Origin of the sequence: Bacteroides sp. 3_1_13 (assembly GCF_001185845.1) — a bacterium.
Classification (GTDB): Bacteria; Bacteroidota; Bacteroidia; order Bacteroidales; family Bacteroidaceae; genus Bacteroides; species Bacteroides xylanisolvens.
Window position 1 is genome coordinate 2,591,210 of record NZ_KQ236955.1, and the last position, 24,409, is coordinate 2,615,618.

A 24,409-nucleotide genomic window follows, 5' to 3' on the forward strand; every position below is an offset into this window, starting at 1 on the left:
TGTGGAGTCAAATTGCTCCATGATTGAAAATATTCCTCCAAAAGGAGTGAGCTTCTCGGATTTTATTTGCATTTTTGCCATGCCTGATGAGGTTTTGTTTGATTATTTTTTTGCAACACTAAGTTAAGTGAATCCTCTGACATGGCAAAATCCTGAGCAACTTTTTGTTGCTCAGGTACTTAAAAAAAATATTTTATAATAGTGTTGCGGAATTAAGGTTTTTATAGAATTTGATAATTTGTTTTTTACTTGTTTTCTTTAGAAACGAGAACCGGCACCACCGCCGCCGCCCATTCCTCCGCCGAAGCTGCCTCCACCGAAACCGCCTCCGCCTCCGAAACTGCCTCCGCCAAAACCACCAATGAACGGACCGCCTCCGCCACCGCCCCGGTGATGGTAATCATTGTCATAACTTTGCTGGCGGCGTATGATGGTATGTCCACAGTTTCTACATGTATAGGTGACATCTTCGGTCTTCACTCCATTAATCCGGGATACGACTGCGCTTCCACTTCTCTGCAATTGATGTTTACCACAATTCGGACAACGACTTTGTTTACGTGCCGAAAAGAAAGCAAGACCTCCGCCAATGGCGATAAAACAAAGGATGGCAAGAATAAAATCAAAAGAACCACCGCTGTTAGAATCGGAGAGAGCATCATTTTCCATCGAACCGTCGAGTCGCTGACAAGTCGCTTTTAGACCAGCCACCATTCCTGCATCCCAATTCCCATCTTTGAGGTAAGGAATCATATATCTTGTTTGAATCCTTTTGCAGATAGCATCAGGAAGTACTCCTTCCAGACCATAACCGGTATAGAACTGTATACAGCGTTGATCGGTGACTAATAAAATGACCAATCCATTGTTTTTGCCTTTTTTTCCTACACCCCATTTATTAAGCAGCTGGTGGCAGAAGTCGAAACAATCTTCTTCTCCGATTGAGGGAACTACGGCAACCACTGTTTCAATTCCTGTTTGTTGTTCCAAGGCATAAAGCATGGAGTCTATACTGTCACAAGCAGCCTGTGAAAGTATGCCGTCCGGGTTGCAAACATATTGCATTTTGTTTTGCAGGTGAACTTTCGGAAGGTTGTCTACCGTATATACTTTCTCTTGAGCTTGTAGTGGGAACAGAAGAAAAGTTGCTAGTATAAAAGTTAATATTGATTTCATAACGCTTGTTTTATCTTTGCAAATATAGAAACTTTTTCTGTTATGAATCTAAAACTCCTTGTTATAATAGGTTTAATGGATGTATCGCCCGACGAATGCACGGACTCGGTCGGTGTACTCCTGTTTATTCTCTTGGTATGAAACTGCATGGGCCGCTCCCGGCACAATCCATAGTTCTTTGGGCTCCGGTTTGGCTTCGTAGAGCGAATATACCATCCAGGTAGGTACATACGTATCTTTATCTCCGTGAATAAACAGCATCGGAAGTTGTGATTTGGCTACTTGTTTCAGTGAAGAAGCTTCTTTGAAATTCCATCCATATTTCTTTTCACAAAGCCAGCTTGTGGTATACATGAGTGGAAAAGGAGGAAGATGGAAACTGGCTTTAAGTTCGTGCGAGAATTCGTCCCATACGCTGGTATAGCCGCAATCCTCCACAAAGCATTTGACAAACGGCTTTTGCTCCTCACCGGACACCATCATGGTCGTCGCACCTCCCATTGAAATTCCGTGTACAACCATTTGCGTGCTGTCTCCGAAGATTTCATTGGCGATGTTCATCCATTGCAACACGTCCCAACGGTCTTTCCAGCCCATTTGAATGGCAGGGCCTTCACTTTCTCCCTGATGTTGCAGGTCAGGAAGTAATATATTATATCCTAAATCGCGATTATACAGATAACCGATCATAAACATACGGATAGCATTATCTGTATGTCCATGCACGATGACTGCTGTTTTACTGGTGGGTTGGGGAGCAGCCACATAATAAGCATGCAGTTGTATTCCGTGCGGGTTAATAATGAAAGTGTCTTTCAGTGCATCCACTTGTTTCAGACTATCCACCCATGGACGCAAGAAAGGGTAGTTTTTATACATAAAAGGATAAGAGTCAGCATCTTTAGACAAAATTTTGGCATTCGGAGTCAATGAGAAGTTTAACATATAAAAACTTCCTCCGATGGTGCAGCCGGTCAATGCCAGCATGATAAAAATGATGCTATATACTACTTTTCTCCTCATAAAAACTTCTCTCTAACCCTTATTTATGCCATATCTCCCAGGCGGCAAATGCCTGAAGCAGGAGCATTTCCAGACCGTTTTTCACAACAGCCCCTTGCGCTTCTCCTTTTTTCATGAACAGCGTAACGTTCGGATTATATAACAAATCGTAGAGCAAATGGTTTGGTGTCAGAAGTTCATAAGGGATATTAGGGCAGAAATCTACCTTAGGAAACATTCCTACGGGGGTACAATTGACAATGACTGTGTATTCTGCCATAATTTCGGGAGTCAGTTCTTCATAAGTCAGCATATCGTCGGCTTTGTGGGTGCGCGATACGAAGATGCTTTCGATACCTAGATTCTTCAGGCCGTGGTAGACAGCTTTGGAAGCTCCGCCGGTACCCAAAATCAACGCTTTCTTGTGATGAGGCTGCAACAAGGGCTGGATGGATTGAGTGAATCCAATGATATCGGAGTTGTAACCCACCAATTTGACTTTTCCTTTTGGCTGGCGGATGATTTTAATCACATTGACTGCGCCTATCTTTGCGGTGTCACGATCGAGTTCATCCAGAAAAGGAATCACTTGTTCTTTGTAAGGGATGGTGACATTGAGGCCGCACAGGTTGGGATTCTCTTCGATCACTTCCATGAAGTTATTGATACTGGGAATCTCGAAATTCACATACTCTGCATTGATTCCTTCGGATTTGAACTTCTCATTAAAGTATCCGATAGAAAATGAATGTCGCAGAGGATAGCCGATTAAACCATATTTTTCCATAATATAATAAGGGTTAAATTAATCATTCACAATGAATTGCTATTTTGTTGCGGTATAAAGAGTGCAGATGCCAAAGGTCAGCCGTTTGAAGTTGACTTCGCTAAATCCGGCTCGGGCGATGACTCCTTTCATCACTTCCCCTTGAGGAAATACTTTGATGGTATCCGGCAGATAGCGGTAGGCACTGTTATCTTTGGAGAGCAGTTTGCCCAATAATGGAATGACGACTTTTGAGTAGATGGAAAACAATTGTTTCATCGGGAAACGGTCCGGAGTGGTAAGTTCCAAAATCACAAGATGACCGCCCGGTTTCAATACACGGCACATTTCGGAGAGTCCTTTGTCGAGGTCTTCGAAATTGCGGATACCGAAAGCTACGGTGATGGCGTCAAAATCATTGTCGGCAAAAGAGAGTGAAGTACAGTCCTCCCGGGCAAAAGAGATTTTGTCCGACAGTCCTTCCTTTTTTACTTTTTCACGTCCCACATTCATCATGCCTTCCGAGATGTCCGTCCCGATCAGTTCGGCAGGTTGCAGTTTACGACAGGCGAGGATAGCAAAATCTCCTGTGCCGGTAGCTACATCCATCATACGCTGCGGTTGGAAAGGGCGTAACCAGGCAATCGCTTTTTTGCGCCAGCTGCGGTCGATACCTAGAGATAAGGTATGGTTCAGCTTATCGTATGCATGCGCGATGTTGTCGAACATTCGTTCCACTTGCTCGGTCTTTTTCCCTTCTTCGTCGTAAGGCTTGATATGTTGTTGTGGGTAGTCCATTCTTTTTAATTGATAGTTGATAAATGATAGTTAGAAGATGATAGTTGATAAATGATAGTTGGCGGATAATAATTAAGGTTGAAGTTATATGCGATGAATTGCATACGAACTGTCATTCATTATCTGTCAACTATCATTTATTATCTGTCATTTGTTGACTATCAACGATTCAAGAACGTTTCAACGTTTTTGAATATACGTTCAGCGATGTTGGTGGTATCTTCTTTCACAAACTTCTCACCGGTGATGTTTTCGAACAATTCGATGTAACGGTCACTGATGCTTTGTACGATAGCCGGAGTCATTTCAGGCACTTTCTGACCGTCTTTGCCCTGGAAACCGTTTTCCATCAACCATTCGCGAACGAACTCTTTAGAAAGTTGTTTCTGGGGTTCGCCTTTTTCGAAACGTTCCTGGTAACCTTCAGCATAGAAATAACGGCTTGAATCGGGAGTGTGGATTTCGTCCATCAGGTAGATAGTACCGTTGTGCTTGCCGAATTCGTATTTTGTATCTACGAGAATCAGTCCGCGTTCTGCTGCGATTTCAGTACCGCGTTTGAAAAGGGCTAATGTATATTTTTCGAGGATTTCATACTCTTCCGGAGTAGCCAATCCCTGTTTCAGGATTTCTTCTTTAGAGATGTCTTCGTCGTGCAATCCCATTTCTGCTTTCGTAGTCGGAGTGACGATCGGTTCGGGGAATTTTTGGTTTTCGCGCATTCCGTCCGGCAATTTTACGCCGCAAATCTCGCGTACACCGCTTTTGTAAGCCCGCCATGCGCTACCGCACAGGTAACCACGTACAATCATTTCCACCGGAAAACCTTCACACAACACACCCACTGTTACCATTGGGTCCGGAGTAGCCATTTTCCAGTTCGGACAGATGTCAGTAGTGGCATCGAGGAATTTAGCTGCAATCTGGTTCAGCATTTGTCCTTTGTAAGGAATACCTTCAGGTAGTACTACGTCAAAGGCCGAAATACGGTCGGTTGCTACCATGACGAGTTTTTCGCCGTTGATGTTGTACACATCGCGCACTTTTCCGTGGTACACACTTTTCTGTCCCGGAAAGTTGAAATCTGTTTTTGTTAATGCTTTCATATGTTTAATTATTTATAATACTTCCTGTGTTGATATCTATCTTGGTGCTTACTTTTTCTTTTTCTCCACTGTAATATGTCACATTAAATATGGAATTAAGTACATTGGATTTTAAGGAATGTTCTATTAACTCTATTTTGGGTGGATTTATTTCTTCTACTGGCTTATTGGGAATTAATTCATTGTAGGTGTTTGACCATATGAGTCCCTTGTCTAAGCATTTTCTCGATATACTATATTCTCCCCAATCAAGAAATTCTGTATTTGAAATGGCGATATTGTGATAACAAGTTGGCCATTCGTATGTTTCCCCATAGTACATTTTCTCGAATATAATTTTACCAGTTGAATCGTATACTATGTTCTTATTTTCTGAATTATCATGTATAATGAACTTATCTTCTCCAAAATTGGATGATTTTATAACTCCTATTGTTGTTACAGTTGCTATACTATCTAATTTATTTGTGTATATCATTGTGTATGTGTGAGTCTTGTTATGGGTATTAACATAATGGGCATTCCAATATAATAATATGTGTTCTTTCAAAAATAAACAATTATAAGGTGTATAAGGTATTGTTTCTACTTCTCCATATCCTAAGTCAACATTTTCTGATTTAGGTGCATATAAATTCCGTTCATGGGCGACTTTCTGATTTTGGTAAATACGAATTTTTAATATGCCATTAATTTCTTCTACTGAAACGCGAATTGATGTATCGTATGGAGATGTTTCGTTAATATAAGAATACGAAGAAACAGTTAGTATCTCTTCTTCATTTTTACTACATCCCAATATAATTATTAACAGTATTGTAAATATTGCAATTTTCTTCATTGTATTAATTTATTAGTTGTTTTTTCACTTCCCGTTTCTCCCGCTCGGCTTTCGCTTCTTTATCGAACTTTTCGTAAGCATCCACGATACGTTCCACCAGTTTATGGCGTACAATATCTTTCTTATTCAGTTCAACAAAACTGATCCCTTTCACTCCCTTCAAGATGCGGAGGGCTTGCACCAATCCCGATGTTTGTGAAGCGGGAAGGTCAATCTGTGTCATGTCTCCCGTCACAATCATCTTGGTGTTCATACCCATACGGGTGAGGAACATTTTGATTTGTTGGGCGGTAGTATTCTGGGCTTCGTCCAATATAACGACTGCATCATTCAGCGTACGTCCGCGCATAAAGGCTAACGGGGCAATCTGGATAATGTTCAATTCCATGTATTCCTTTAACTTGGCGGCAGGTATCATATCCTGCAAGGCGTCATATAAAGGTTGTAGGTATGGATCGATCTTATCTTTCATGTCGCCGGGCAGGAAACCGAGTTTTTCTCCGGCTTCTACGGCGGGGCGGCTAAGAATGATTTTTTTGATTTCTTTGTTTTTTAATGCACGCACGGCAAGGGCGATAGCAGTGTATGTTTTTCCCGAACCTGCCGGACCGATGGCGAATACCATATCATTCTTGGCGAATCCTTCTACCAGTTTCAACTGGTTTTCGCTTCGGGGGATGATAGGCTTGCCCGTGACGCTGAACACAATCACGTTTCCTGTCTGTTCCGCTTGCGGAGCATTTCCTTTTATAATGTCAATGATGACCTCTTCTTTCAGTGAATTATATTCGGCGCAGTACTTTTCAAGTTTGGTGATATTTTCCTCGAAGGCACACATTTCTTCCTCGTCGCCCAGCACTTTGATGACATTGCCTCGGGCAACTATGCGTAGCTTTGGGTATAAAGCTTTAATTAACTGTATGTTGGCGTTGTTTACACCGTAAAAAATAACCGGATCAATGTCCTCAAGAACAATCAGCTTCTCTATCATTAAGTTGTATTAAAGAAAAATTTCTGCAAATTTAATCAAACGTTTTGGATTCTCTGATTGTTTGGAGGTGAATTTTACTGCAAATCTTCTACTATCCACTTTTCGATGTTTCTTGTTTCATTACTGAAATTAATGCCTATTTTAAATATTTGTCGCTTGTCGGCAGCAAATGCTTGTGCATAATGTTTGTCATTGATTTGTTGCAGAGCTTCTTCGGCGGTTCCCTCTAGCTTGAATTCCATTACATAGATGAAATGATCGGTTTGCAGGACGAGGTCAATGCGTCCTTGTGAGGTATGATACTCTGCTTTTACATAGAATCCAATGAGTTTAAATACGATGAAGAGTACATTTTGATAATGTAGTTCCAAATCGCGTACCAATTCGTAAGGTGTATCGGCAAAGAAACTTTGCAGGCGGCGGAAAAAGGCATCATAATCACCTTGTTCCACTTCATCGACAAACTGCCGTATTTGGAAAGGAGATTCGATTACGTCTATATTGGTATAGAACGGAAGGAGGTATTTTACAAAACCTTCTTCTACTTCCCGATTGGGAAATCCCAGTCGATAAATTCCAAAGCGATTGTCGAATCCTTTGATCGTAAGATATCCACTTTGATAGATAACCGGAATAGGATTTCGGGACGTCGAATCAATGCTGTTCAGTACATCTGCATCCGTTTCTTCATGGGTGATACGTTGGAGATTATAATTGGATTTCTTTAGTAATTCTACCAAATAAGTCGGGGTGCCGGTCTCAAACCAGTAACTACCGAATTTCATCTTATAGAATGTGTTGAGTAAACTGAATGGGTTGTATATTCCTATGGAATTTTCTACGAAATGATAACCATCGTAACATTCTTTCAGTTCGGAGCAGACCTCCTCATAAGTCATTTTCTGCTTATCAGCTAAAATATGCAGGTCTTCTTCCATATTGTCGTGGATTTCTTTCTCTGTGATACCGCAGAGTTCCACGTATTGCTCATCCATTGAAATATCAATCAGATTGTTCAGATCGCTGAATACACTGACTTTTCCGAATTTGGTGACACCTGTAAGGAATCCGAGTTTGATGCATCCGTCTTTACTCTTTAATGCCCCATAGAAAGGCTTTAGTGTGTTTCGGAAATATTTTTGCAGTTCTTCGTTTCCGATAGCTTGCAGCATAGGTTTGTCGTATTCGTCCACAAGGATAACGACACGTTGCCCGGTCTGTTCGTAAGCCCGCTGTATGATGCCTGCAAAGCGTAAAGAAAAGGAAACTTCCGACGGGCGTGTGCCATACAGGCTTTCCCAATGTTCCAGATTGTCATTGAGTATTTGGTCCAGACTTTCGGGAGTATCATATTTCTCGATATTTAAATCAAGGTGTAATATCGGATGTTTGATCCAGTCTTTTTCCAGTTGTTCGATAGCCAATCCTTCGAATAGTTCTTTCTTTCCCTGATAGTATGCTTCAAGAGTAGATATAAGCAGACTCTTCCCAAAGCGGCGGGGACGGCTAAGAAAATAGTAACGGCCGGTTTTTACTAATTGGTAAATGAGTCTGGTTTTATCTACATAGAGATAACCATCGTTACGGAGACTTTCAAAATTCTGTATGCCGATAGGATATAGCTTGCTCATAATCTGATTCTTTTAGCGTTGGATTCATACAAAGATAGCTGTTTTCCATCTTAACACAAAATTTACCTTGAAGGTTTTATGATATGCTAGTCAAAGATTTTGAAAAAAGGTATTTATCGGGCGGTGATATGGAAACATCCTTGCTTCAATTCATATTTGATGTAGCATTTTTCAGCTTGTCGCAGGTCTCTTAAAACCTCGGACAAGACAAGTTTCAGTGTATCGGCACTTACATCCTGTAACGGTCTTCCATCCTTGTCTTCTACCTTTTTGAAACGTTTCCAACTGACATCAAAGGTGGCTCCAAAGCAGTGTGCCGAGTTGGCGGAAGCATTTCCGTTGCGACGGCGGAGGCGTTTCACATCGTTTTCGGTACGCAGTACGGAAGTAATAATTACCTGGTTGGGGTTTAGACCTTTGGCTGCCAATGAATCGAGGAAATTGGAACCGATTGTATCGAGCAGTGCACTGGCACGCGGTACGAGATAGGGGATAGAGTGTGTCAGTGAATCTACTACATAAAACTCATTGTCGGTAATATGAGTTAGCTTTTCTTTCATATCTTCTGCTGCTTCCCGGTCTGCCAATGGACGGATACCTATCTTTTTGGCTACTTCCAGATGTGCGTCATTCAAATCAGGGAAAGAACGTTTATAGCTGACGACGCCACGAATATTGCGTGGCTCATTCAGTTTCAGCGACATGTCTTTCTTTTTGCAGCCCGAAGTAAGCGTTGTAAGCCCAATAACTAGTAAAAATAGCGGTAATATGCGAAGCTTATAAATAGTCATTTTATATTTTTTGCTCGCAAATATACGCTATTTTTTCATACGTTCCATGCTTTGCATTATTTTCAATTCCATACTTTTGAGGTTATTCCAAAATATTCTCTGGTATTTCAGGATAGGTATTTAATATACCTATTATGGTATAATCTGTATTGTCAATTGTTGTTTTTAGTGTGGGTACTATTGTATGTTCGCTTCTGGTAAGAGCTTTTTCTACAAGTTCTTTCCAATCTACACCTAGAAATCTTGATATAAGATTTAGGACAGCATTTGCACTCGTAACCCCATCGTATAGCTCAAATCTTAATTTGTGAGGGGTGGGGGGAACTGATGCATCCGTGAAATTTTCTTGTTCGTCAGATGTATAATTTAATGTTAAATAAGGTATGGCGTATGTAGGAGACGAGTTGCCGGAACCGCTTTCTAACTTGGTGAAAAAGTCGTATGTTCCTTTTGCTATTGGAGTGTGAGATAGTTCGTCTCTAAACTCAATATAACGGAAAAAATAGCATTCTTTAGCTTCATTGTTAATCAGATAAACTACAGTGCCATTGGAAAGTGCCGGATGATTACTTTTTTCTATAGCGTACGCCAAATAGCTGTCTGTTATTTTAATTCTTAAATCAACTGTTTCGTTGGTGATATTATCTTTTATTTTCACCTTTGTTTCTCCTTTCTTTTTTGGGGTGACCCTTAAGCTTCCCATTCCTATCGAACTGGACAAATCTACATCTATATTTAAAATGTCAGTTTTTTCTACAGTTACGGTGTAGTCCCTGTTTCCACCTGTGATGGTGATATTGGTTGTTCCTAACAAAGGTCGTTCGTAATACTCTTTTTCGAAGGATAAAGAATATATCTTTTTTTCATCGTTATTTCCACAGCTAAAAAAGATAATTGTATAGAGAAATGACAGTAGTGCTCCAGGTAAATGTTTTGTCTTCATGATTATTCTGTTTTATAGTTTTGCAGGAGAGATATAGTTTTATAAGTTCCTGTATTGATGTTGGAGGCAAATATAAAGATTTTATCAATGTGTTGAAGTAAATAGTGTATTTATTTCTTGTCCTCCAGCTATTTTCATACATTTGTAGCGGTTTATAAAAATAGGCCACTTTTCCACTAAACATAACACACATGAAAACAGATTTCGATTACAATTCTATGCCCGTTAGCTTCGCTCATTGCTTGAATGGACATTGTTTGCGTGCGGACAAATGTCTGCGACGACAAGTAACTCTCCGAATGCCGAAAGAGCGGGCTGCTGTAATGGTTATTAATCCCGAACATGTCACCTCCGATGGTGAAGACTGTACTTACTTTATTGATGAAAAGCCGGTGTTGTTTGCACGGGGAATGAAACATTTGCTGGATCGGGTGCCGCTTGCTGATGCCACCGTTATCAAGCGACAGATGATAGCCTACTTCGGCAAAACGATCTATTATCGTTGTTGCAATAAAGAACGGTTGATTAAACCAAAGGAACAAAAGTATATACAAGAACTTTTTCGAAAGAGGGGAGTTACAGAAACGCCTCAATATGATGAATATATCGAATACTATGATCTTGGGTAAGTATATCCGTTAGTTCCGGTAATCCCATATATTGTGGGAAAGTATTCTCTTATATTATGGGAATTTATTCCCTCAAAATGAGGGAATAAATTCTCTCCAGCTAGGGAATCTTTTCCCACAATATGTGGGACTACCGGGGGCTGTAATACCCTGATAATAGTTGGCTGCCTTTTTTTTATCTTCGGGTTGGGTTGACATTTATTATGTAGGTATTATATAGCAGTTCCGGTATGAGAAATGCATGATGAAAGTATGAGAAATACCGGTTTTTTGTGGCATTTCAGGCAAAATACTATGAGAAACACCTTTTTGAAAAGTATTTCTCATAGTGTTATTGCTTTGAATTACAGATGATTATCCTGTAAAGTATGAGAATATGAGAAATGATTTCGCGAAATCATTTCTAGTGCGTATTAGATTACTGCATCTTTCAGCCATTTTCCGAAAAAACGGTCATAGACAATATACCCATCTGGTGTATTATATATCAGTTCTTTATTCAGTAAGGATTTTAGTGCCACGTTAACGCTGCTGGGCGTTTTTAAATGATGCTTTTTGATGAAGTCATTGGCATTTATGCTTTTTATACAGCCTTCTGTGGCAATAGCTTTCAATAAATCTACTTGATTGTTGGTTAGTAGAGTCAGGTTACTTTGATATATGGTTTCCTGTTCATCTAAAATGTCGTTTATACATCTATCTACCAGTCGGTTATCAATGGGGTTGATTTTCTTTTCATACAATCGGTTGAGTATACTTTGGACGTACCATGTGTGTCCGTTTTCAAGTTGGTACAAATAAGAAAATGTTTCTAGTGTCAACTCTCTTTTTTCCTTAGCAAAGAATGAGTGTGCGAACGAATAATAATTCTCCAGTGGGATTTCCGTTAATACAATGATTTGGGTACTTTGATAAAAAGGACGTTTTGCAGAAGTAAACATTTCTTCCATTACATGCTTTTTACTTCCGGAAAAGATAAAATGTACATTGGGCATGAATTGGATATGAGAGCGGAGCAATGCTTCTACACCTTTTTCCGGATATTCTGTAATTTGTTGGAATTCATCAATGGCAAGATAACACTGTTTCTTTGAGGCTACCATATAATTGAGTATTTCTTTCAATGTTTGTTCAGCGTGGGTAGGAGCAAAGTCTAATGTTACGGTAGGCATACCACTTCTTTCGTCAGCGCTGATAATAGGACGGCAAGATTTGAAGAAAGCAGTCATTTGCCGGAGTATGTTTTGGGACAGAGTATCTAATTCTCCAAGTACATTTTGAGCAAGTAACTGGATGAATGCTTTTAAATCACGTGTGGAGTAAATGTCCATATAAAAATAGGCAGCATTCGGATTATTTTCCCGCTTCATTCGATAGAATACATTTTTGATAAGTCCCGTCTTTCCCATGCGTCGGGGGGATATTAAGGTCAGGTTACGTTCATTTAGTAAAGCTGAAATCATTTTATCAGTTTCTTTCTCCCGATCGCAAAAGTATTCGGGACTGTTGTAACCGTATACAAGGAATGGATTGTATGGCTTCATGACTTATTACATATTTTACGTTACATATTTTATGTAACACAAAGAACGTAATAAATCTGGAATATTCAAAGATTTATTTGAATTATATAAAAAACAAACGCTGATGAGAACAAGTAATCATTCTTTTCTCATCAGCGTATATTATGTCGGATCACAACTATTTCTTATCTTTTTTCTCGTCAGCTTTTGTTGCAGGCTTTTCCTCCGTTTTGCTTTCCGGATTGATAATACCTTTCACTGTTTCACCGATAGGCAATTTATCCAATACACCGAGACTTGGAGCTACCGTTTTCACCAATGTGTTTAGGAAATTGCTAGTTCCACCGTTTCCTCCGTCGAATACGGTGATATTTCCTAAGTTCATGTGTTCGAACGCCTTCACCTGTTCGCCGGCGATTTCCTTCCACTGGTCTACCATCTTATATTGGATAGCGATAGCCGGATTCGATTCGGCCGCTCTTACCATTGCTTCGAAACCTTCCGCTTCCGCAAGTAATGACCGTTTCTTACCTTCCGCTTCTGCTTCCAGTTTCATTTGGATAGCTTTTGCTTCCGCTTCGGCTTGTGCTAAAGTAGCCTTTGCGCGTGCTTCCGCTTCGCGGGTAATCTTTTCAGCGATGGCATTTGCCTGAAGGATAGCTTCCTGTCTGGCGATTTCTGCAGGAACAATCTTTTCAGCCTTCAATGAAGATTCCACTTTTCGTGCCTTAGCTTCTTCCACTTCTTTTTGCGCAATTTCGCGTGCAGTCTGTACGGCAGCTTCCGATTTCGCGGCAGCTTCACCGGCTTGCTTGTCGGCGTTAGCCTGTGTCACGGCTAGTTCGGAATTTGATAGAGCCACCTCTTTCTGTGCGTCATTTCGTCCGATGGCAGCTTTCTTTGCAGCTTCCGCCTGTTTGATTTCCATGTCGGAATTCAGTTCGGCAACGCGGCTTTCCTTTTCGGTATTTGCCTGCTCGATTCGGATATTCTTTTCAGCTTCAGCCTTTGCTACTTGCGATTCTTTTTCCGCGTTGGCGATGGCTACTTGCGAGATTCTGTCCTTATCCGCATTTGCAACAGAGATTTCCTGTTGTTTCTTTGTTTCTGCAATAGCAATATCCTGATCTTTGCGGGTTTCTGCTACTTTCGTTTCACGTTCCTTTATCTGATTGGCAATTTTGATAGCACCCAGCTTTTCCTGTTCTTCGATGTTAGCCTGTGCTTCGTTCAGTGCTTTACTTTCAGCTTCCTTACCTAAGTTGACAATGTAGTTGGCAGCGTCGCGAATGTCACTGATGTTAATGTTCATCAGATACAAACCGAATTTGCGAAGTTCGGTATCGATGTTATCTTTCACTTTAGCCAGGAACTTATCTCGGTCTGAATTTAATTCTTCGATAGTCATATCGGCGATCACCATACGCATCTGACCATATACAACATCAGTAATTAAGTTCTGCTTGTCATCCATTGTTAATCCCAGCATACGTTCAGCAGCGTTTTGCATCACTTCAGGATCGGTGCTGATAGCTACAGTGATTGTAGTCGGCACGTCTACACGAATGTTTTGAGCGGATAATGCACCGGTCAGTTTACATTCGATCTGCATTGGTTTCATGGACAGGAATTCATATCCCTGAATAATCGGCCATACAAAAGCCGCACCACCATGATATAGCTTTGCCGACTTCTTATCTCCTCCCGTTTTACCATATACAACGAGGACTTCATCACTCTTACATTTGCGGTAACGCGAAAGGATACCAATAAAAGTGAGTAGGATGACTGCCACTAGTATAGCAGCCATGATTAACATTTCTTGTGTCATAAAATTGTGTATTTGAATAATTATTGAATGAATAGCGTTCCGTCTTTGTAGCTGGTAATCATTGTTCTGTCGCCAGTCTGATATGCTTTTCCGGATTCGGAGATGACGTCTACTTCGCGCATGGCTCCGTCCCGGGTGGTCTGTACAGTATATTTGCTGTCGCTTTGTTTGAAATAGATCACACATTCCCGTCCCACAAGCTGATCGGTCTGCTCGTTGTGGTTCACTTGTTGCAGTTGATAAGCTTTCTTATAGAGGAACCAGACGGCAAAAACAAAGAAAAGACCCACTAGAATACCGATTATGTAACTTTGAATTTCCGTGTTTCCCGCCAGATACATGTACCATCCGAATCCAATTCCGAAATGGGTAAGTCCTTTAAAAGAAACTACGCTACTGATATCAGCATCCACGTCTACATCTGCATCTATATCTCCGAAAAAGATGGATAATACGAATTGAATAAGAAAGATGCCTGTCGTGACGAGGGCGATGATGAGGAAAATGGTACTACTCATAATTGTGGGGTATTAGTAAATCATGATTATTTTGTTCTGTAAATATACAGGTTTATGTGAATTATACAAAGATAAATGAGATAAAATGATTAATTTTGCGCGCGAAAACCCTAAAATGAGGAATTAGCGTGCAAAGGTATTTTATTTATTTGGCTTACGACGGGACCAACTATCATGGTTGGCAAATTCAACCGAATGGGATTAGTGTGCAGGAATGTCTGATGAAAGCATTGTCTACCTTTCTGCGTCGCGAAATTGAAGTAATAGGGGCAGGTCGGACAGATGCCGGGGTACATGCTTCCCTGATGGTTGCTCATTTTGACTTCGATGAGCCGTTGGATGAAATATCAGTTGCCGATAAATTAAACCGTCTGTTGCCTCCCGATATTTCCATTTATCGTGTTTGCCGGGTCCGGCCGGATGCGCATGCCCGCTTTGATGCGACTGCGCGAACTTACAAGTATTATGTAACGACATCGAAATATCCTTTTAACCGGCAATATCGTTGGCGAGTTTATAATCAGTTGGATTATGCACTCATGAACGAAGCTGCACGTACCCTTTTTGAGTATACTGACTTTACGAGCTTCAGCAAACTTCATACAGATGTAAAGACCAATATCTGCCATATCACTCATGCCGAATGGACGCAGGAAGATGATGCTACTTGGGTGTTTACCATCCGTGCCGACCGTTTTCTGCGAAATATGGTGCGAGCTATCGTAGGTACGCTGATTGAAGTGGGACGGGGGAAACTTACTGTTGAAGGCTTTCGGCGGGTTATCGAACAACAAGACCGTTGCAAAGCCGGGACATCTGCTCCAGGGCAAGCCCTGTTTCTGGTAAATGTGGAATATCCCGAAAGTATATTTGAATAATAAATAATAAATATTCTCATGTGGTTATTATTAGCATTTCTCTCGGCTACTTTGCTGGGCTTTTATGATGTATTCAAGAAGAAATCGTTGAAAGATAATGCGGTACTTCCCGTTTTGTTTCTAAATACATTTTTTTCCAGTCTCATCTTTCTGCCGTTTATCCTGATATCCGTATATAAACCGGACCTGTTGGGAGGAACGATATTTAATGTTCCCGTTGTTGGTTGGGAACAGCATAAATATATCATCATCAAGTCGTTCATCGTGTTGTCTTCGTGGATATTCGGATATTTCGGAATGAAACATCTGCCTTTAACCATAGTAGGACCTATCAACGCCACTCGTCCGGTGATGGTGCTTGTGGGAGCGATGCTGGTATTTGGCGAACGGTTGAATCTCTATCAATGGATTGGGGTAATGCTGGCCATTGTCTCTTTCTTTATGTTAAGTCGTTCGGGGAAGAAAGAAGGAATTGATTTTAAACATAACAAATGGATATTCTTTATTGTGTTGGCTGCCATTACAGGTGCTATCAGCGGATTATATGACAAGTATCTGATGAAGTCTCTGAATCCGATGCTGGTACAATCCTGGTATAATGTTTATCAGGTGTTTATTATGTGTCCTATTCTGTTATTGCTTTGGTGGCCTAAAAGAAAGTCTACCACCCCGTTTCGCTGGGACTGGACGATTATCCTGATTTCTATCTTCCTTTCGGCTGCCGATTTCGTTTACTTTTACGCATTGAGCTATGACGATTCCATGATTTCCATTGTTTCGATGGTCCGTCGGGGAAGTGTAGTAGTCTCTTTCACTTTCGGTGCACTTCTCTTCCGTGAAAAGAATTTAAAAAGCAAAGCGATTGACCTTATACTGGTGTTAATCGGAATGATATTCTTATATTTGGGGTCTAAAAATTAAAACAGTTACACAAAATCTGTTTGTCACAGGTTAAATAAGATAGATATGAAAATAAATAAATTTGTAATCACTATATTCTTTTCTGCTGTCGGACTCTTTGCTTCGACCGCTCTTTGGGCACAAGAAGCCAAAACGCTGTTTGTGAATATGCCGGATTCTCTAAGCCCGTTACTAACCAAAGTAAACCGGGAAGATTGTATTGACTTTCTGGAAAGTAAGATGAAAGCGCAAGTAGAGAATCGTTTCGGCAAGAAGTCGGAGATGACTGATCTAAGTAAAGATTATATCCGTATGCAGATGTCTTCTCAATCTACCTGGCAGATGAAAGTGTTGGCTTTGAATGACTCGACGAACGTGATCTGTACAGTCTCTACAGCTTGTGCACCTGCCTGCGACAGCAGCATCCGTTTCTATACAGATGACTGGAAACCGCTTACAGCATCTCTCTATATTACCCTGCCTGTGATGGGCGACTTTCTGAATACGCCGGATTCAGCAGGTGTTTATGAGTTTGACGAGGCACGCCGTTCGGCAGATATATTATTGATGAAAGCCGATTTTAATAAAGAAAATACAGAATTGACTGTTACATTGGCTACTCCTGATTATATGTCAACAGAAACGGCAGAGAAACTGAAACCGTTTCTCCGCCGTCCGATTGTTTATCATTGGAAGAATGGAGCCTTTACCAAATAGATAATTCTCCATTCTCTTTTTTCCTCTATTCTCAATTCTTTAAGCAATCGTTGATGAATGCGATCATTTCCGGTGTGTTGGCTTCCACACTTTGAAGCAGTTTGAATTGTGCTTTAGTACGAACCAAATTATGTTCCGGATATTTGATTTTATAATAAGTATCTCCATTGATATAGTCTGCCAAGAACCGTACACACTGCATGTATGGGAATAAAGCGGCTGCATAAGGAAGATTCTCAATCTCAATTGGAGTCAGGAATGATTTGGCTCCTTTCAGATAGCCTTTGGTAAACGCTTTGAATATTTCCATATTGAAGTTTACACGATCAAGGTCTTTATCGTCCTCATCACCCGTGTTGGCGCCTGTACGAAGGAAATCTCCATAATCGGAGAAGACAAAGCTGGGCATTACCGTATCCAGGTCGATGACACAAAGCACTTTGCCATCCTCGTCGAACATCATGTTATTCACTTTCGTATCGCAGTGGCAAACACGTTTGGGGAGTTTTCCTTCACGATATAAACGTTCTGCTTTACACATTTCATCTGCACGCTTCTCTATTTCGTCCAGATAGTATTTCACTTCCGATACCCGTCCGGCAGCATCTTTCGCAACAGCTTCACGTAGTTGTTTGAGGCGGAACTCCATATTGTGGAAGTCAGGTATGGTTTCACCCAATGTTTCCGGAATATCGGCCAACATAGCCTGGAAGTTACCAAAAGCTTCTCCAGCATAATTTGAATATTCGGGATTCACCGTCTCATACGTTTTGGCGCGTGGGATGAATACCATCACACGCCAGTAGCTATCACCGTCGAACCAATATGCTTTACCCTCTTCTGTTTCGAGGAAACTCAAAACCTTGCGCTCTATATCCGATTCTCCTGCCTCCGTTAGTTTCTTGCGAATATGATTGGTGACAGCGGTAATATTGGATTGAAGCATCTCTACATTCTGAAAAATGGCATGATTGATGCGTTGCAAAACGTAGTCGGGAGCATCTGCTTCTTTGGTGTTTACTTTGTAAGTGTCGTTAATAAGTCCTGTACCCAAAGGTTTGATTTCTTCTATCGTACCTTGGACTTTAAAATTAGCTACAATGCTAGATAAATCTTTCATGAGTTTTTTCTTTAAAAATTTATACTAAGGTTATCGATAATCGTATTTAGCCGCTTCGTTGGCCTGATTAGCCGAGCGAACAGGTACTAATGTGAAGCCCCAATGGTAATCACGATTAGCCGGGATTTGGTGGAAAGGTTCCGGGCGTGCACCCCAACTGTCATATCCGCCTACACCTTGTTGCTTCATGTCCACACAAACCTCTACGAAATCTCTCGGAACGATGTCATTAACATGATGCATTCTCCGCAATACATTACGGGCGGCATTCTCATCATGATTGGCTACTTCTTCCGGACTAAAGTTATTCCATTGGTAAGGGTGGGGCAGAGCCTCTTCAGAGTCAAAATCTTCGATAGAGTTGCGCAAGGCATTGAAACCGATCGTACTGTCGGCTACCAAAACCAGGCCATTTCCTTTGGCGGGAGATAAAGCGATCCAACGGGTATCGGTGTGATGCCCGTTTTCCTGTGGACGTACATAGTTGAAGTACATTTTATCTGCTGTTGTCTTATATACGCCAACGAGGGTTCCATGATTACGGTCGATATAGTTCTCTTCCGGACCACGGCCAAAGTATTGTACGTTGTTCATCTGTGCCGGCAAGCGGAAACGAACACCGATACGGGGGACTTCCAGTTTGGAAGCGGCCTTGCGGGCAGCGTCACTTCCGGGAGTAAACGTAGCCATGCGGGTAGCTTCGGAAACTTCAGTTTCTGTTGCCTGCATATCTGTTGACGTGAATTTGGCATTTACATTGACTACTCCGTTCGGATAGATTTTGTACGTGACAACATACAAGTTGCCGGCAGCCAATAAGTAGGTCACATTTAAGGAAACTACCTTATTCTCTGTTGTCATGGTTGCATCCGTTACGTGGAAGTTTTTGCTTGATTGCTTCCATACCTGTAAACGTTTAGGAGCGCCATTACCATAATCATTATCATTAGGAGCACGCCAGAAGTTAGGCTGAATACCAAATCCGTCTTTGAAATATTCTGTGCCGTCCACTTTATACGAGGTAACTAATCCGCTATTCTTGTTGAATACAAAATTCACTTTGGAAGAAGAAACGATTAGCTCATCTCCTTGAGTCGTTGTTTTCAGTGCCGGACCGTTTGCTTTATAAATAGCTTTCTCTGCCTGGATAGGAAGCTGGAACTGGTCGTATGCTATTTCATATCCTGTTGGAATCAACGGTTCAGGTTCTGTGGTTGTCACGCTGAAGTTTACAAAATATTCCACTCCCGGTTGGGCTTTCAAGCCGTTTACCGGTACGGTGAATTCTTTGGATGCCTGCGGAGCAATATCCAAAGATACTTTTCCACCTTTTATAGTCTTTCCGTTAGCGAGTACGTTATAGTGAATCTGATACTTTTTCAGATTGGTGAAATAGAAACGGTTGGTGATTTTGAATATACCGGCAGCGGCATCTACTGCCTCAAAGCCTACATTCTGATGTACATATTTCACTTCAGCCATTGCCGGATGCGGACCACGATCCGGATTGACAAGACCGTTGCAGAGGAAGTTGCCATCGCTCGGCGCGTCTACACCGAAGTCACCTCCGTAAGCCCAGTATTCTCTTCCATTCTCATCTTTCTGGAGAAGACCTTGGTCTACCCAGTCCCAGATATATCCACCCTGTAGGTTCGGATATTTGTAAATCGCCTGCCATTGTCCCCACAGGTTTCCGGTGGAGTTTCCCATTGCGTGCGCATATTCGGAAGGAGCTACAGGACGGTCGCTGCCGTTCTTTCCTGTATTTTCCAGCCAGTCGGCACCTGGATATTGCGGAACATACATATCGGAGTTCCATTCCCATTGAGCACGCTCATAGTTGACAGGGCGATTCATCAGCTCTTTGTCAGCCTCTTTCAGCCACAAGTAAGTCTGATAGAAATTATATCCGTTTCCGGCTTCATTTCCCAACGACCAGAAGGTGACGCTCGGATAGTTCTTGTTGCGTTCGAACATATTGATGGTACGGTCCATGTGTGGTTTCAGCCATTCGGGGTTGTTACCCAATGAACCGCCCTTTCGAAGATCGTAATACATTCCGTGGCTTTCGACATTGGCTTCATCGTACACATAAAGACCGTATTCATCGCAAAGTTCGTAGAAACGGCGGTCTTGCGGATAGTGGCAAAGGCGTACGCTGTTCAGGTTATGTTGCTTCATAAGCTCGAAGTCACGACGCATTAACTCTTCTGTTACATAATGACCTGTTGACGGGTTGTGTTCGTGGATATTTACCCCTTTCAGTTTTAGTGGCTGACCATTGATGAACAGGCAAACGTATGGTTTTCCGTTAGCAGCTTTTTGTTCGATAGGTTTGATTTCAATACGGCGGAATCCTACATTAAAAGGAATAATCTCATTTATTTTGCCATTCTCTTTGACGGTCATCAGCAGTTTGTACAGATTCGGATGTTCGGATGTCCATGTATTGACATCTGCCAGCTTCTGATCGAAAGAAAGTGTACGTACTTCGTCCGATGGGATATAGGCGGTCTTCTCTTCAGTAGAGATTACTTTTCCCTGTGCATCCAATAGCTCATAAACTAATGTGAGATTAGTTGCTGCCTTCTCGTGATTTCTCAAATCGACATTCAAGCTGAAGATTCCATTCTTGTAGCTGTCATCCAGGGTAGACTTCACCCGGAAATCTTTGAGGGCTGCTTTAGGTTGTGAATACAGATAAACATCGCGTTCAATACCGCTCATGCGCCAGAAGTCCTGACATTCCAGATAGGAACCAGTACTCCAACGGAAGATTTTAACGGTAAGCACGTTTTTGCCGGGCTTCACATAGTTGTTAATAAGAAACTCTGCCGGATTTTTGGAGTCTTCGCTATATCCAACTTCTTGCCCGTTGATATATACATATACGCCGGACTTGGCTCCTGCCAGATGCAGGTAGATATCCCGTCCGTCCCAATCTGCCGGAATATCAATATCCCGGCGGTAAACTCCCACCGGATTCGCTTCGGGAAGAGCCGGAGGTTGCGGATTGCGCGGCTTGAATTCATAACCATGATTGGTGTAGATGGCTATTCCGTGTCCTTGTACTTCCCAGTTGCCGGGTACCTGAATATCATTCCACGAATCTGTATTTGTATTCGGGTCAGTAATGTTGTCGGGAAGTTTTTTGTAAGAGTCTACAAAGTAGAATTTCCAGGTTCCGTTCAGCAAGCGGTAATACTTGCTTCGTTCGAACTTGCCACTCAAGGCATCAGCGCGATTGTTGTATGTCATAAAAGAAGTGCGTGGATACTCTTTGTTGACTTCAACTACCTGCACATCCTGCCAATAGGGTTTCACGGCTTTTTCAGCCATTACATTAAATGTTGTCAGGGAAAATATTCCCATGAAAATGCCTGTTAATAAATTGGGGGTTGGTCGAAATTTCATGTTTCTCAATATTGGTTTTTCATTTCTTTTTTATTTAACTTTAATATGATCGAATCCTTCTCCATAAACTCCGATGACAGCACTTTGTGACACAAATGCATTCGGGTCTATATCTTTAATCAACCGGAAGATGATAGGTGATTCCCTCTTCTTGGCTAATACGAACAGCATCTTTACTTCTCGTCCTGTATAAAAGCCGGTTGCATTGATAATCGTAACTCCCCGGTGTGGATATTCGTTGATATGCCGTCCTATTTCTTCATATTTATTGGATATGATAAAGAACTGTACGGATTGACGGGCACTATTCACTACCTGGTCGAGAACGAAGCTACAAATATAAAGAGTAACAAACCCATATACCACTTTTTCCCAGTCTTTTAAGACAAAATAACTGGAAGAAATAATAATCATATCGCAGATGAGTACGACTCTTCCTAATGTGATGTCCCGGTATTTGTTGATGATGGCTGCGATAATATCCGTGCCTCCTGTGCTTCCGTTTGCCGAAAAAGCAACCCCTATACCACCTCCACAGAAGGATGCTCCAATGACACATGCCATAAAGGGCTGGTCGTGAAGGAGTCCGAAACCTGCTGTCAGCTTTTGAATGACGGACAGAAAGAAGGTGAGGGTAAATACTCCAAAAATAGTTTTAATGCAAAACTTCATCCCCAGCAATTTGAGGGCCAGTAGCAATAAAAAGAAGTTGATGCTGAAGTACGTATACTGTACGGGAAAACCCGTAGCCCAATATACAATAGAAGCAATACCTGGTACTCCCCCGGTAGTGATATCGTTCGGAAGTAGAAAAACGGTCCAACCGATGCCATACAAAATCATGCCGATGGCAATCATTACATAATCTCTGGCTTCACGGATAATGCTTTGCTTAGAAGGTTTTGGAATAGCTGTTTTCATAAAAGTGATTATGATAATCTATAAAATGTTCAAACACGAACCCATGAATAATCCGGCTTTGGGGGAGAAGCCGGATTGGTTCATTATGTTCGTGCTAAAAGGATATATTCAGTTTTATTTTGCAAAAGCGTGACGATAGCCTTGTACTTTATTCCATCCGCCGCGAGTGAAATCGGGAACTTCTACCGGAGCAGAATTGTTTTCGATGGAAAGTCTGGTAAGTTCGGCCATGCAACACCACTCTGCCAAGTCATAAACGTCCATATCTAATGGTAATCCATTTTGCAGGCAATATGCCAGACGGTAGTCCATGATAAAGTCCATACCACCGTGGCCGCCTACTTTCTTGGCAGTTTCTTCCAACTCTATGTGAATCGGATCTTTATATTTGTCCATCAAGGCTTTCTTTACATTTTCGGGTACAGAGCCATGTGCATTCAGATTTTCATGATTAGGCACATCTTTAGAATCAACTTGTGTAGGTCGCAGGCAATATTCTTCAATCGGATATTTGCTTGCATAACCATCGGCTCCTACTATCTGGTACATACGGCTGTATGGGCGGGGTGTCATTACATTGTGCTGGATCAGCATCGTTTTGCCATTTTCTGTGCGAATCAAGGTCGAAGTCTGGTCACCATTCTGGAAATCGGTCACTTCTTCTCCTGTTTGTTTCTTAATGTAAGCCGGTCCGTTGACAGCTTTCGTATCCATAGATACCAATGTTTTCATACGGTCGCCACGGTGGATGTTAAGTACCTGACAAGCGGGGCCCATACCGTGAGTCGCATATACGTCACCGCGATGCAGGTGATTATAATCCATTCGCCAGTTGTTCCAGTATTCAGGCCAGAAATCTTCCAGGTTGTGGATATATGAACCTTCTACATGAAGCACTTCTCCGAATACGCCCTGTTGTGCCATATTTAAAGAAGTCAGTTCAAAGAAGTCATATACACAGTTTTCGAGCTGCATACAATGCTTGCGGGTCTTTTCAGAAGTGTTGATTAACTGCCAGATTTCATCCAATGTCATAGCGGCAGGAACTTCGATGGCTACATGCTTGCCATGTTCCATGGCATAGACACCCATTGCAGCATGATGCTTCCAGTCTGTAGCTATGTATACAAGATCAATATCATCCCGCTCGCAAAGTTTTTTCCATGCATCTTCCTCTCCGCTGTAAGAAGCAGCTGCAGGGAGTCCGGCATTCTTCAAAATTTCTTGTGATTTTTCAACACGTTCGGGAAGCAGGTCGCATAACGCTACAATCTTAGTTCCCGGAATATGAGTCCAGCGTGCTACGGCGCCGGGACCACGCATTCCTAAGCCGATGAAACCGACACGTACGGTGTCAATTTTAGGAGTAACGAGTTGGATTACATCTTCTTGTCCGGCAGGGCGGGCAGGAGTTTCTACTTTGATAGGAGTAAAGGCTTCCGGAGCCTTTGGTTGTTGAGTACAACTGGTGTGCCAAGTTAACAAAGCCAAGCCGATAGCAGTGGCTGTGAGTAGTTTCTTCATCATATTTTAAGTTTTTAATAGGGGTTATTCGCTGTTTTTCATTTACGTGTCAAAAATAGTAATTAATTAGCCAACTATTTATATTTATAACTGATATTTTCATCATAAACTTCTATTATGAGGTAGAAAATGATTCAAACTTTTTCTACCTGATTTTGTATAGTCTTGTGTATCGACAAATACATATAAAAGACAGGCCATTAGAAGGTCTTTCCTAAAAAGAAGTGGTCTTTTTAAAATTGCTTAACGTTTACTTCTTTTGTTTTGATTAACTACATAAGCCGGTAGTCTATTATAGTTCATTTCTGTACGGAAATGAGCTAAATGATAATTTTGCGGAGTGCCCTGAAAGGGCTTAATTATATAGCGTAGGGCAACGCCCTACGAAA

The 24,409-nt window shown here is 41.6% G+C and carries 21 protein-coding genes; 4 read left to right on the plus strand and 17 right to left on the minus strand.

The window, feature by feature from the left end; genetic code table 11:
- Positions 1-258 precede the first annotated feature (258 nt).
- The 10 genes from HMPREF9009_RS09160 to HMPREF9009_RS09205 form a co-directional block, all read right to left on the minus strand.
- On the minus strand, positions 259-1,176 hold the full coding sequence (locus HMPREF9009_RS09160) for a TPM domain-containing protein (RefSeq protein WP_049701974.1): 918 nt from the start codon (positions 1,174-1,176) through the stop codon (positions 259-261).
- Between the two features lie 72 nt (positions 1,177-1,248).
- Complete coding sequence (locus HMPREF9009_RS09165; RefSeq protein ID WP_032811706.1) at positions 1,249-2,199, minus strand: alpha/beta hydrolase; 951 nt, start codon at positions 2,197-2,199, stop codon at positions 1,249-1,251.
- A 19-nt stretch (positions 2,200-2,218) separates the two neighbouring features.
- Positions 2,219-2,965, minus strand: a complete 747-nt coding sequence (locus tag HMPREF9009_RS09170; protein WP_004315681.1) for a shikimate dehydrogenase family protein — start codon at positions 2,963-2,965, stop codon at positions 2,219-2,221.
- 39 nt (positions 2,966-3,004) lie between these two features.
- On the minus strand, positions 3,005-3,742 hold the full coding sequence (gene ubiE, locus HMPREF9009_RS09175) for a bifunctional demethylmenaquinone methyltransferase/2-methoxy-6-polyprenyl-1,4-benzoquinol methylase UbiE (protein WP_004315680.1): 738 nt from the start codon (positions 3,740-3,742) through the stop codon (positions 3,005-3,007).
- A gap of 161 nt (positions 3,743-3,903) precedes the next feature.
- Positions 3,904-4,848: a phosphoribosylaminoimidazolesuccinocarboxamide synthase gene (locus HMPREF9009_RS09180; protein ID WP_004315679.1), complete on the minus strand. Its 945-nt coding sequence runs from the start codon at positions 4,846-4,848 to the stop codon at positions 3,904-3,906.
- Between the two features lie 4 nt (positions 4,849-4,852).
- Positions 4,853-5,689 (minus strand): hypothetical protein, encoded by an 837-nt coding sequence (locus HMPREF9009_RS09185; protein WP_008020811.1) that lies wholly within the window; start codon positions 5,687-5,689, stop codon positions 4,853-4,855.
- Between the two features lie 4 nt (positions 5,690-5,693).
- Positions 5,694-6,680, minus strand: a complete 987-nt coding sequence (locus tag HMPREF9009_RS09190; RefSeq protein WP_008020812.1) for a PhoH family protein — start codon at positions 6,678-6,680, stop codon at positions 5,694-5,696.
- 74 nt (positions 6,681-6,754) lie between these two features.
- On the minus strand, positions 6,755-8,311 hold the full coding sequence (locus HMPREF9009_RS09195) for an ATP-binding protein (protein WP_008020813.1): 1,557 nt from the start codon (positions 8,309-8,311) through the stop codon (positions 6,755-6,757).
- 113 nt (positions 8,312-8,424) lie between these two features.
- Positions 8,425-9,102, minus strand: a complete 678-nt coding sequence (locus tag HMPREF9009_RS09200) for a DUF5715 family protein (protein ID WP_008020814.1) — start codon at positions 9,100-9,102, stop codon at positions 8,425-8,427.
- An 82-nt stretch (positions 9,103-9,184) separates the two neighbouring features.
- Complete coding sequence (locus HMPREF9009_RS09205; RefSeq protein ID WP_049701975.1) at positions 9,185-10,045, minus strand: hypothetical protein; 861 nt, start codon at positions 10,043-10,045, stop codon at positions 9,185-9,187.
- Between the two features lie 191 nt (positions 10,046-10,236).
- On the opposite strand from HMPREF9009_RS09205, the gene HMPREF9009_RS09210 reads away from it, so the two are divergent.
- Positions 10,237-10,674: a DUF6078 family protein gene (locus HMPREF9009_RS09210; protein WP_008020821.1), complete on the plus strand. Its 438-nt coding sequence runs from the start codon at positions 10,237-10,239 to the stop codon at positions 10,672-10,674.
- 413 nt (positions 10,675-11,087) lie between these two features.
- Here the strand turns inward: HMPREF9009_RS09210 and HMPREF9009_RS09215 are convergent, their stop codons facing one another.
- The 3 genes from HMPREF9009_RS09215 to HMPREF9009_RS09225 form a co-directional block, all read right to left on the minus strand.
- Positions 11,088-12,218 (minus strand): AAA family ATPase, encoded by a 1,131-nt coding sequence (locus HMPREF9009_RS09215; RefSeq protein WP_049701976.1) that lies wholly within the window; start codon positions 12,216-12,218, stop codon positions 11,088-11,090.
- Between the two features lie 157 nt (positions 12,219-12,375).
- Positions 12,376-14,028 (minus strand): flotillin family protein, encoded by a 1,653-nt coding sequence (locus HMPREF9009_RS09220; RefSeq protein ID WP_008020825.1) that lies wholly within the window; start codon positions 14,026-14,028, stop codon positions 12,376-12,378.
- Positions 14,029-14,048: 20 nt separating this feature from the next.
- A complete protein-coding gene (locus HMPREF9009_RS09225) occupies positions 14,049-14,546 on the minus strand; it encodes a hypothetical protein (RefSeq protein WP_008020827.1) in 498 nt (165 codons plus the stop codon).
- Between the two features lie 128 nt (positions 14,547-14,674).
- On the opposite strand from HMPREF9009_RS09225, the gene truA reads away from it, so the two are divergent.
- From truA to HMPREF9009_RS09240, 3 genes are read left to right on the plus strand one after another with little or no spacing between them, the layout of a single operon-like run.
- Positions 14,675-15,424 (plus strand): tRNA pseudouridine(38-40) synthase TruA, encoded by a 750-nt coding sequence (gene truA, locus HMPREF9009_RS09230; RefSeq protein ID WP_008020828.1) that lies wholly within the window; start codon positions 14,675-14,677, stop codon positions 15,422-15,424.
- A gap of 18 nt (positions 15,425-15,442) precedes the next feature.
- Positions 15,443-16,345: a DMT family transporter gene (locus tag HMPREF9009_RS09235; RefSeq protein WP_008020829.1), complete on the plus strand. Its 903-nt coding sequence runs from the start codon at positions 15,443-15,445 to the stop codon at positions 16,343-16,345.
- Positions 16,346-16,390: 45 nt separating this feature from the next.
- Positions 16,391-17,041 (plus strand): DUF3256 family protein, encoded by a 651-nt coding sequence (locus HMPREF9009_RS09240; RefSeq protein ID WP_008645465.1) that lies wholly within the window; start codon positions 16,391-16,393, stop codon positions 17,039-17,041.
- Positions 17,042-17,072: 31 nt separating this feature from the next.
- Here HMPREF9009_RS09240 and HMPREF9009_RS09245 read toward each other — a convergent pair whose 3' ends face one another.
- The 4 genes from HMPREF9009_RS09245 to HMPREF9009_RS09260 form a co-directional block, all read right to left on the minus strand.
- Entirely contained in the window at positions 17,073-18,161 is a 1,089-nt protein-coding gene (locus HMPREF9009_RS09245) for a phosphotransferase enzyme family protein (RefSeq protein ID WP_009040152.1), read from the minus strand.
- A 30-nt stretch (positions 18,162-18,191) separates the two neighbouring features.
- A complete protein-coding gene (locus HMPREF9009_RS09250) occupies positions 18,192-21,533 on the minus strand; it encodes a glycoside hydrolase family 2 TIM barrel-domain containing protein (RefSeq protein WP_177159846.1) in 3,342 nt (1,113 codons plus the stop codon).
- A gap of 72 nt (positions 21,534-21,605) precedes the next feature.
- A complete protein-coding gene (locus HMPREF9009_RS09255; protein WP_015532437.1) occupies positions 21,606-22,496 on the minus strand; it encodes a YitT family protein in 891 nt (296 codons plus the stop codon).
- Between the two features lie 114 nt (positions 22,497-22,610).
- Positions 22,611-24,020, minus strand: a complete 1,410-nt coding sequence (locus HMPREF9009_RS09260) for a Gfo/Idh/MocA family protein (protein ID WP_008645458.1) — start codon at positions 24,018-24,020, stop codon at positions 22,611-22,613.
- Between the last annotated feature and the right edge of the window lie 389 nt (positions 24,021-24,409).

What these genes read in the sequence shown, in the direction of transcription:
- HMPREF9009_RS09185 (WP_008020811.1), bottom strand. Translation starts at nt 5,689, where the DNA reads ATGAAGAAAATTGCAATATTTACAATACTGTTAATAATTATATTGGGA.
- HMPREF9009_RS09165 (WP_032811706.1), bottom strand. Translation starts at nt 2,199, where the DNA reads ATGAGGAGAAAAGTAGTATATAGCATCATTTTTATCATGCTGGCATTG.
- HMPREF9009_RS09220 (WP_008020825.1), bottom strand. Translation starts at nt 14,028, where the DNA reads ATGACACAAGAAATGTTAATCATGGCTGCTATACTAGTGGCAGTCATC.
- HMPREF9009_RS09215 (WP_049701976.1), bottom strand. Translation starts at nt 12,218, where the DNA reads ATGAAGCCATACAATCCATTCCTTGTATACGGTTACAACAGTCCCGAA.
- HMPREF9009_RS09240 (WP_008645465.1), top strand. Translation starts at nt 16,391, where the DNA reads ATGAAAATAAATAAATTTGTAATCACTATATTCTTTTCTGCTGTCGGA.
- HMPREF9009_RS09180 (WP_004315679.1), bottom strand. Translation starts at nt 4,848, where the DNA reads ATGAAAGCATTAACAAAAACAGATTTCAACTTTCCGGGACAGAAAAGT.
- HMPREF9009_RS09245 (WP_009040152.1), bottom strand. Translation starts at nt 18,161, where the DNA reads ATGAAAGATTTATCTAGCATTGTAGCTAATTTTAAAGTCCAAGGTACG.
- HMPREF9009_RS09210 (WP_008020821.1), top strand. Translation starts at nt 10,237, where the DNA reads ATGAAAACAGATTTCGATTACAATTCTATGCCCGTTAGCTTCGCTCAT.
- HMPREF9009_RS09260 (WP_008645458.1), bottom strand. Translation starts at nt 24,020, where the DNA reads ATGAAGAAACTACTCACAGCCACTGCTATCGGCTTGGCTTTGTTAACT.
- HMPREF9009_RS09235 (WP_008020829.1), top strand. Translation starts at nt 15,443, where the DNA reads ATGTGGTTATTATTAGCATTTCTCTCGGCTACTTTGCTGGGCTTTTAT.
- HMPREF9009_RS09205 (WP_049701975.1), bottom strand. Translation starts at nt 10,045, where the DNA reads ATGAAGACAAAACATTTACCTGGAGCACTACTGTCATTTCTCTATACA.
- HMPREF9009_RS09195 (WP_008020813.1), bottom strand. Translation starts at nt 8,311, where the DNA reads ATGAGCAAGCTATATCCTATCGGCATACAGAATTTTGAAAGTCTCCGT.
- HMPREF9009_RS09250 (WP_177159846.1), bottom strand. Translation starts at nt 21,533, where the DNA reads ATGGGAATATTTTCCCTGACAACATTTAATGTAATGGCTGAAAAAGCC.
- HMPREF9009_RS09255 (WP_015532437.1), bottom strand. Translation starts at nt 22,496, where the DNA reads ATGAAAACAGCTATTCCAAAACCTTCTAAGCAAAGCATTATCCGTGAA.
- HMPREF9009_RS09200 (WP_008020814.1), bottom strand. Translation starts at nt 9,102, where the DNA reads ATGACTATTTATAAGCTTCGCATATTACCGCTATTTTTACTAGTTATT.
- HMPREF9009_RS09160 (WP_049701974.1), bottom strand. Translation starts at nt 1,176, where the DNA reads ATGAAATCAATATTAACTTTTATACTAGCAACTTTTCTTCTGTTCCCA.
- HMPREF9009_RS09225 (WP_008020827.1), bottom strand. Translation starts at nt 14,546, where the DNA reads ATGAGTAGTACCATTTTCCTCATCATCGCCCTCGTCACGACAGGCATC.
- ubiE (WP_004315680.1), bottom strand. Translation starts at nt 3,742, where the DNA reads ATGGACTACCCACAACAACATATCAAGCCTTACGACGAAGAAGGGAAA.
- HMPREF9009_RS09190 (WP_008020812.1), bottom strand. Translation starts at nt 6,680, where the DNA reads ATGATAGAGAAGCTGATTGTTCTTGAGGACATTGATCCGGTTATTTTT.
- HMPREF9009_RS09170 (WP_004315681.1), bottom strand. Translation starts at nt 2,965, where the DNA reads ATGGAAAAATATGGTTTAATCGGCTATCCTCTGCGACATTCATTTTCT.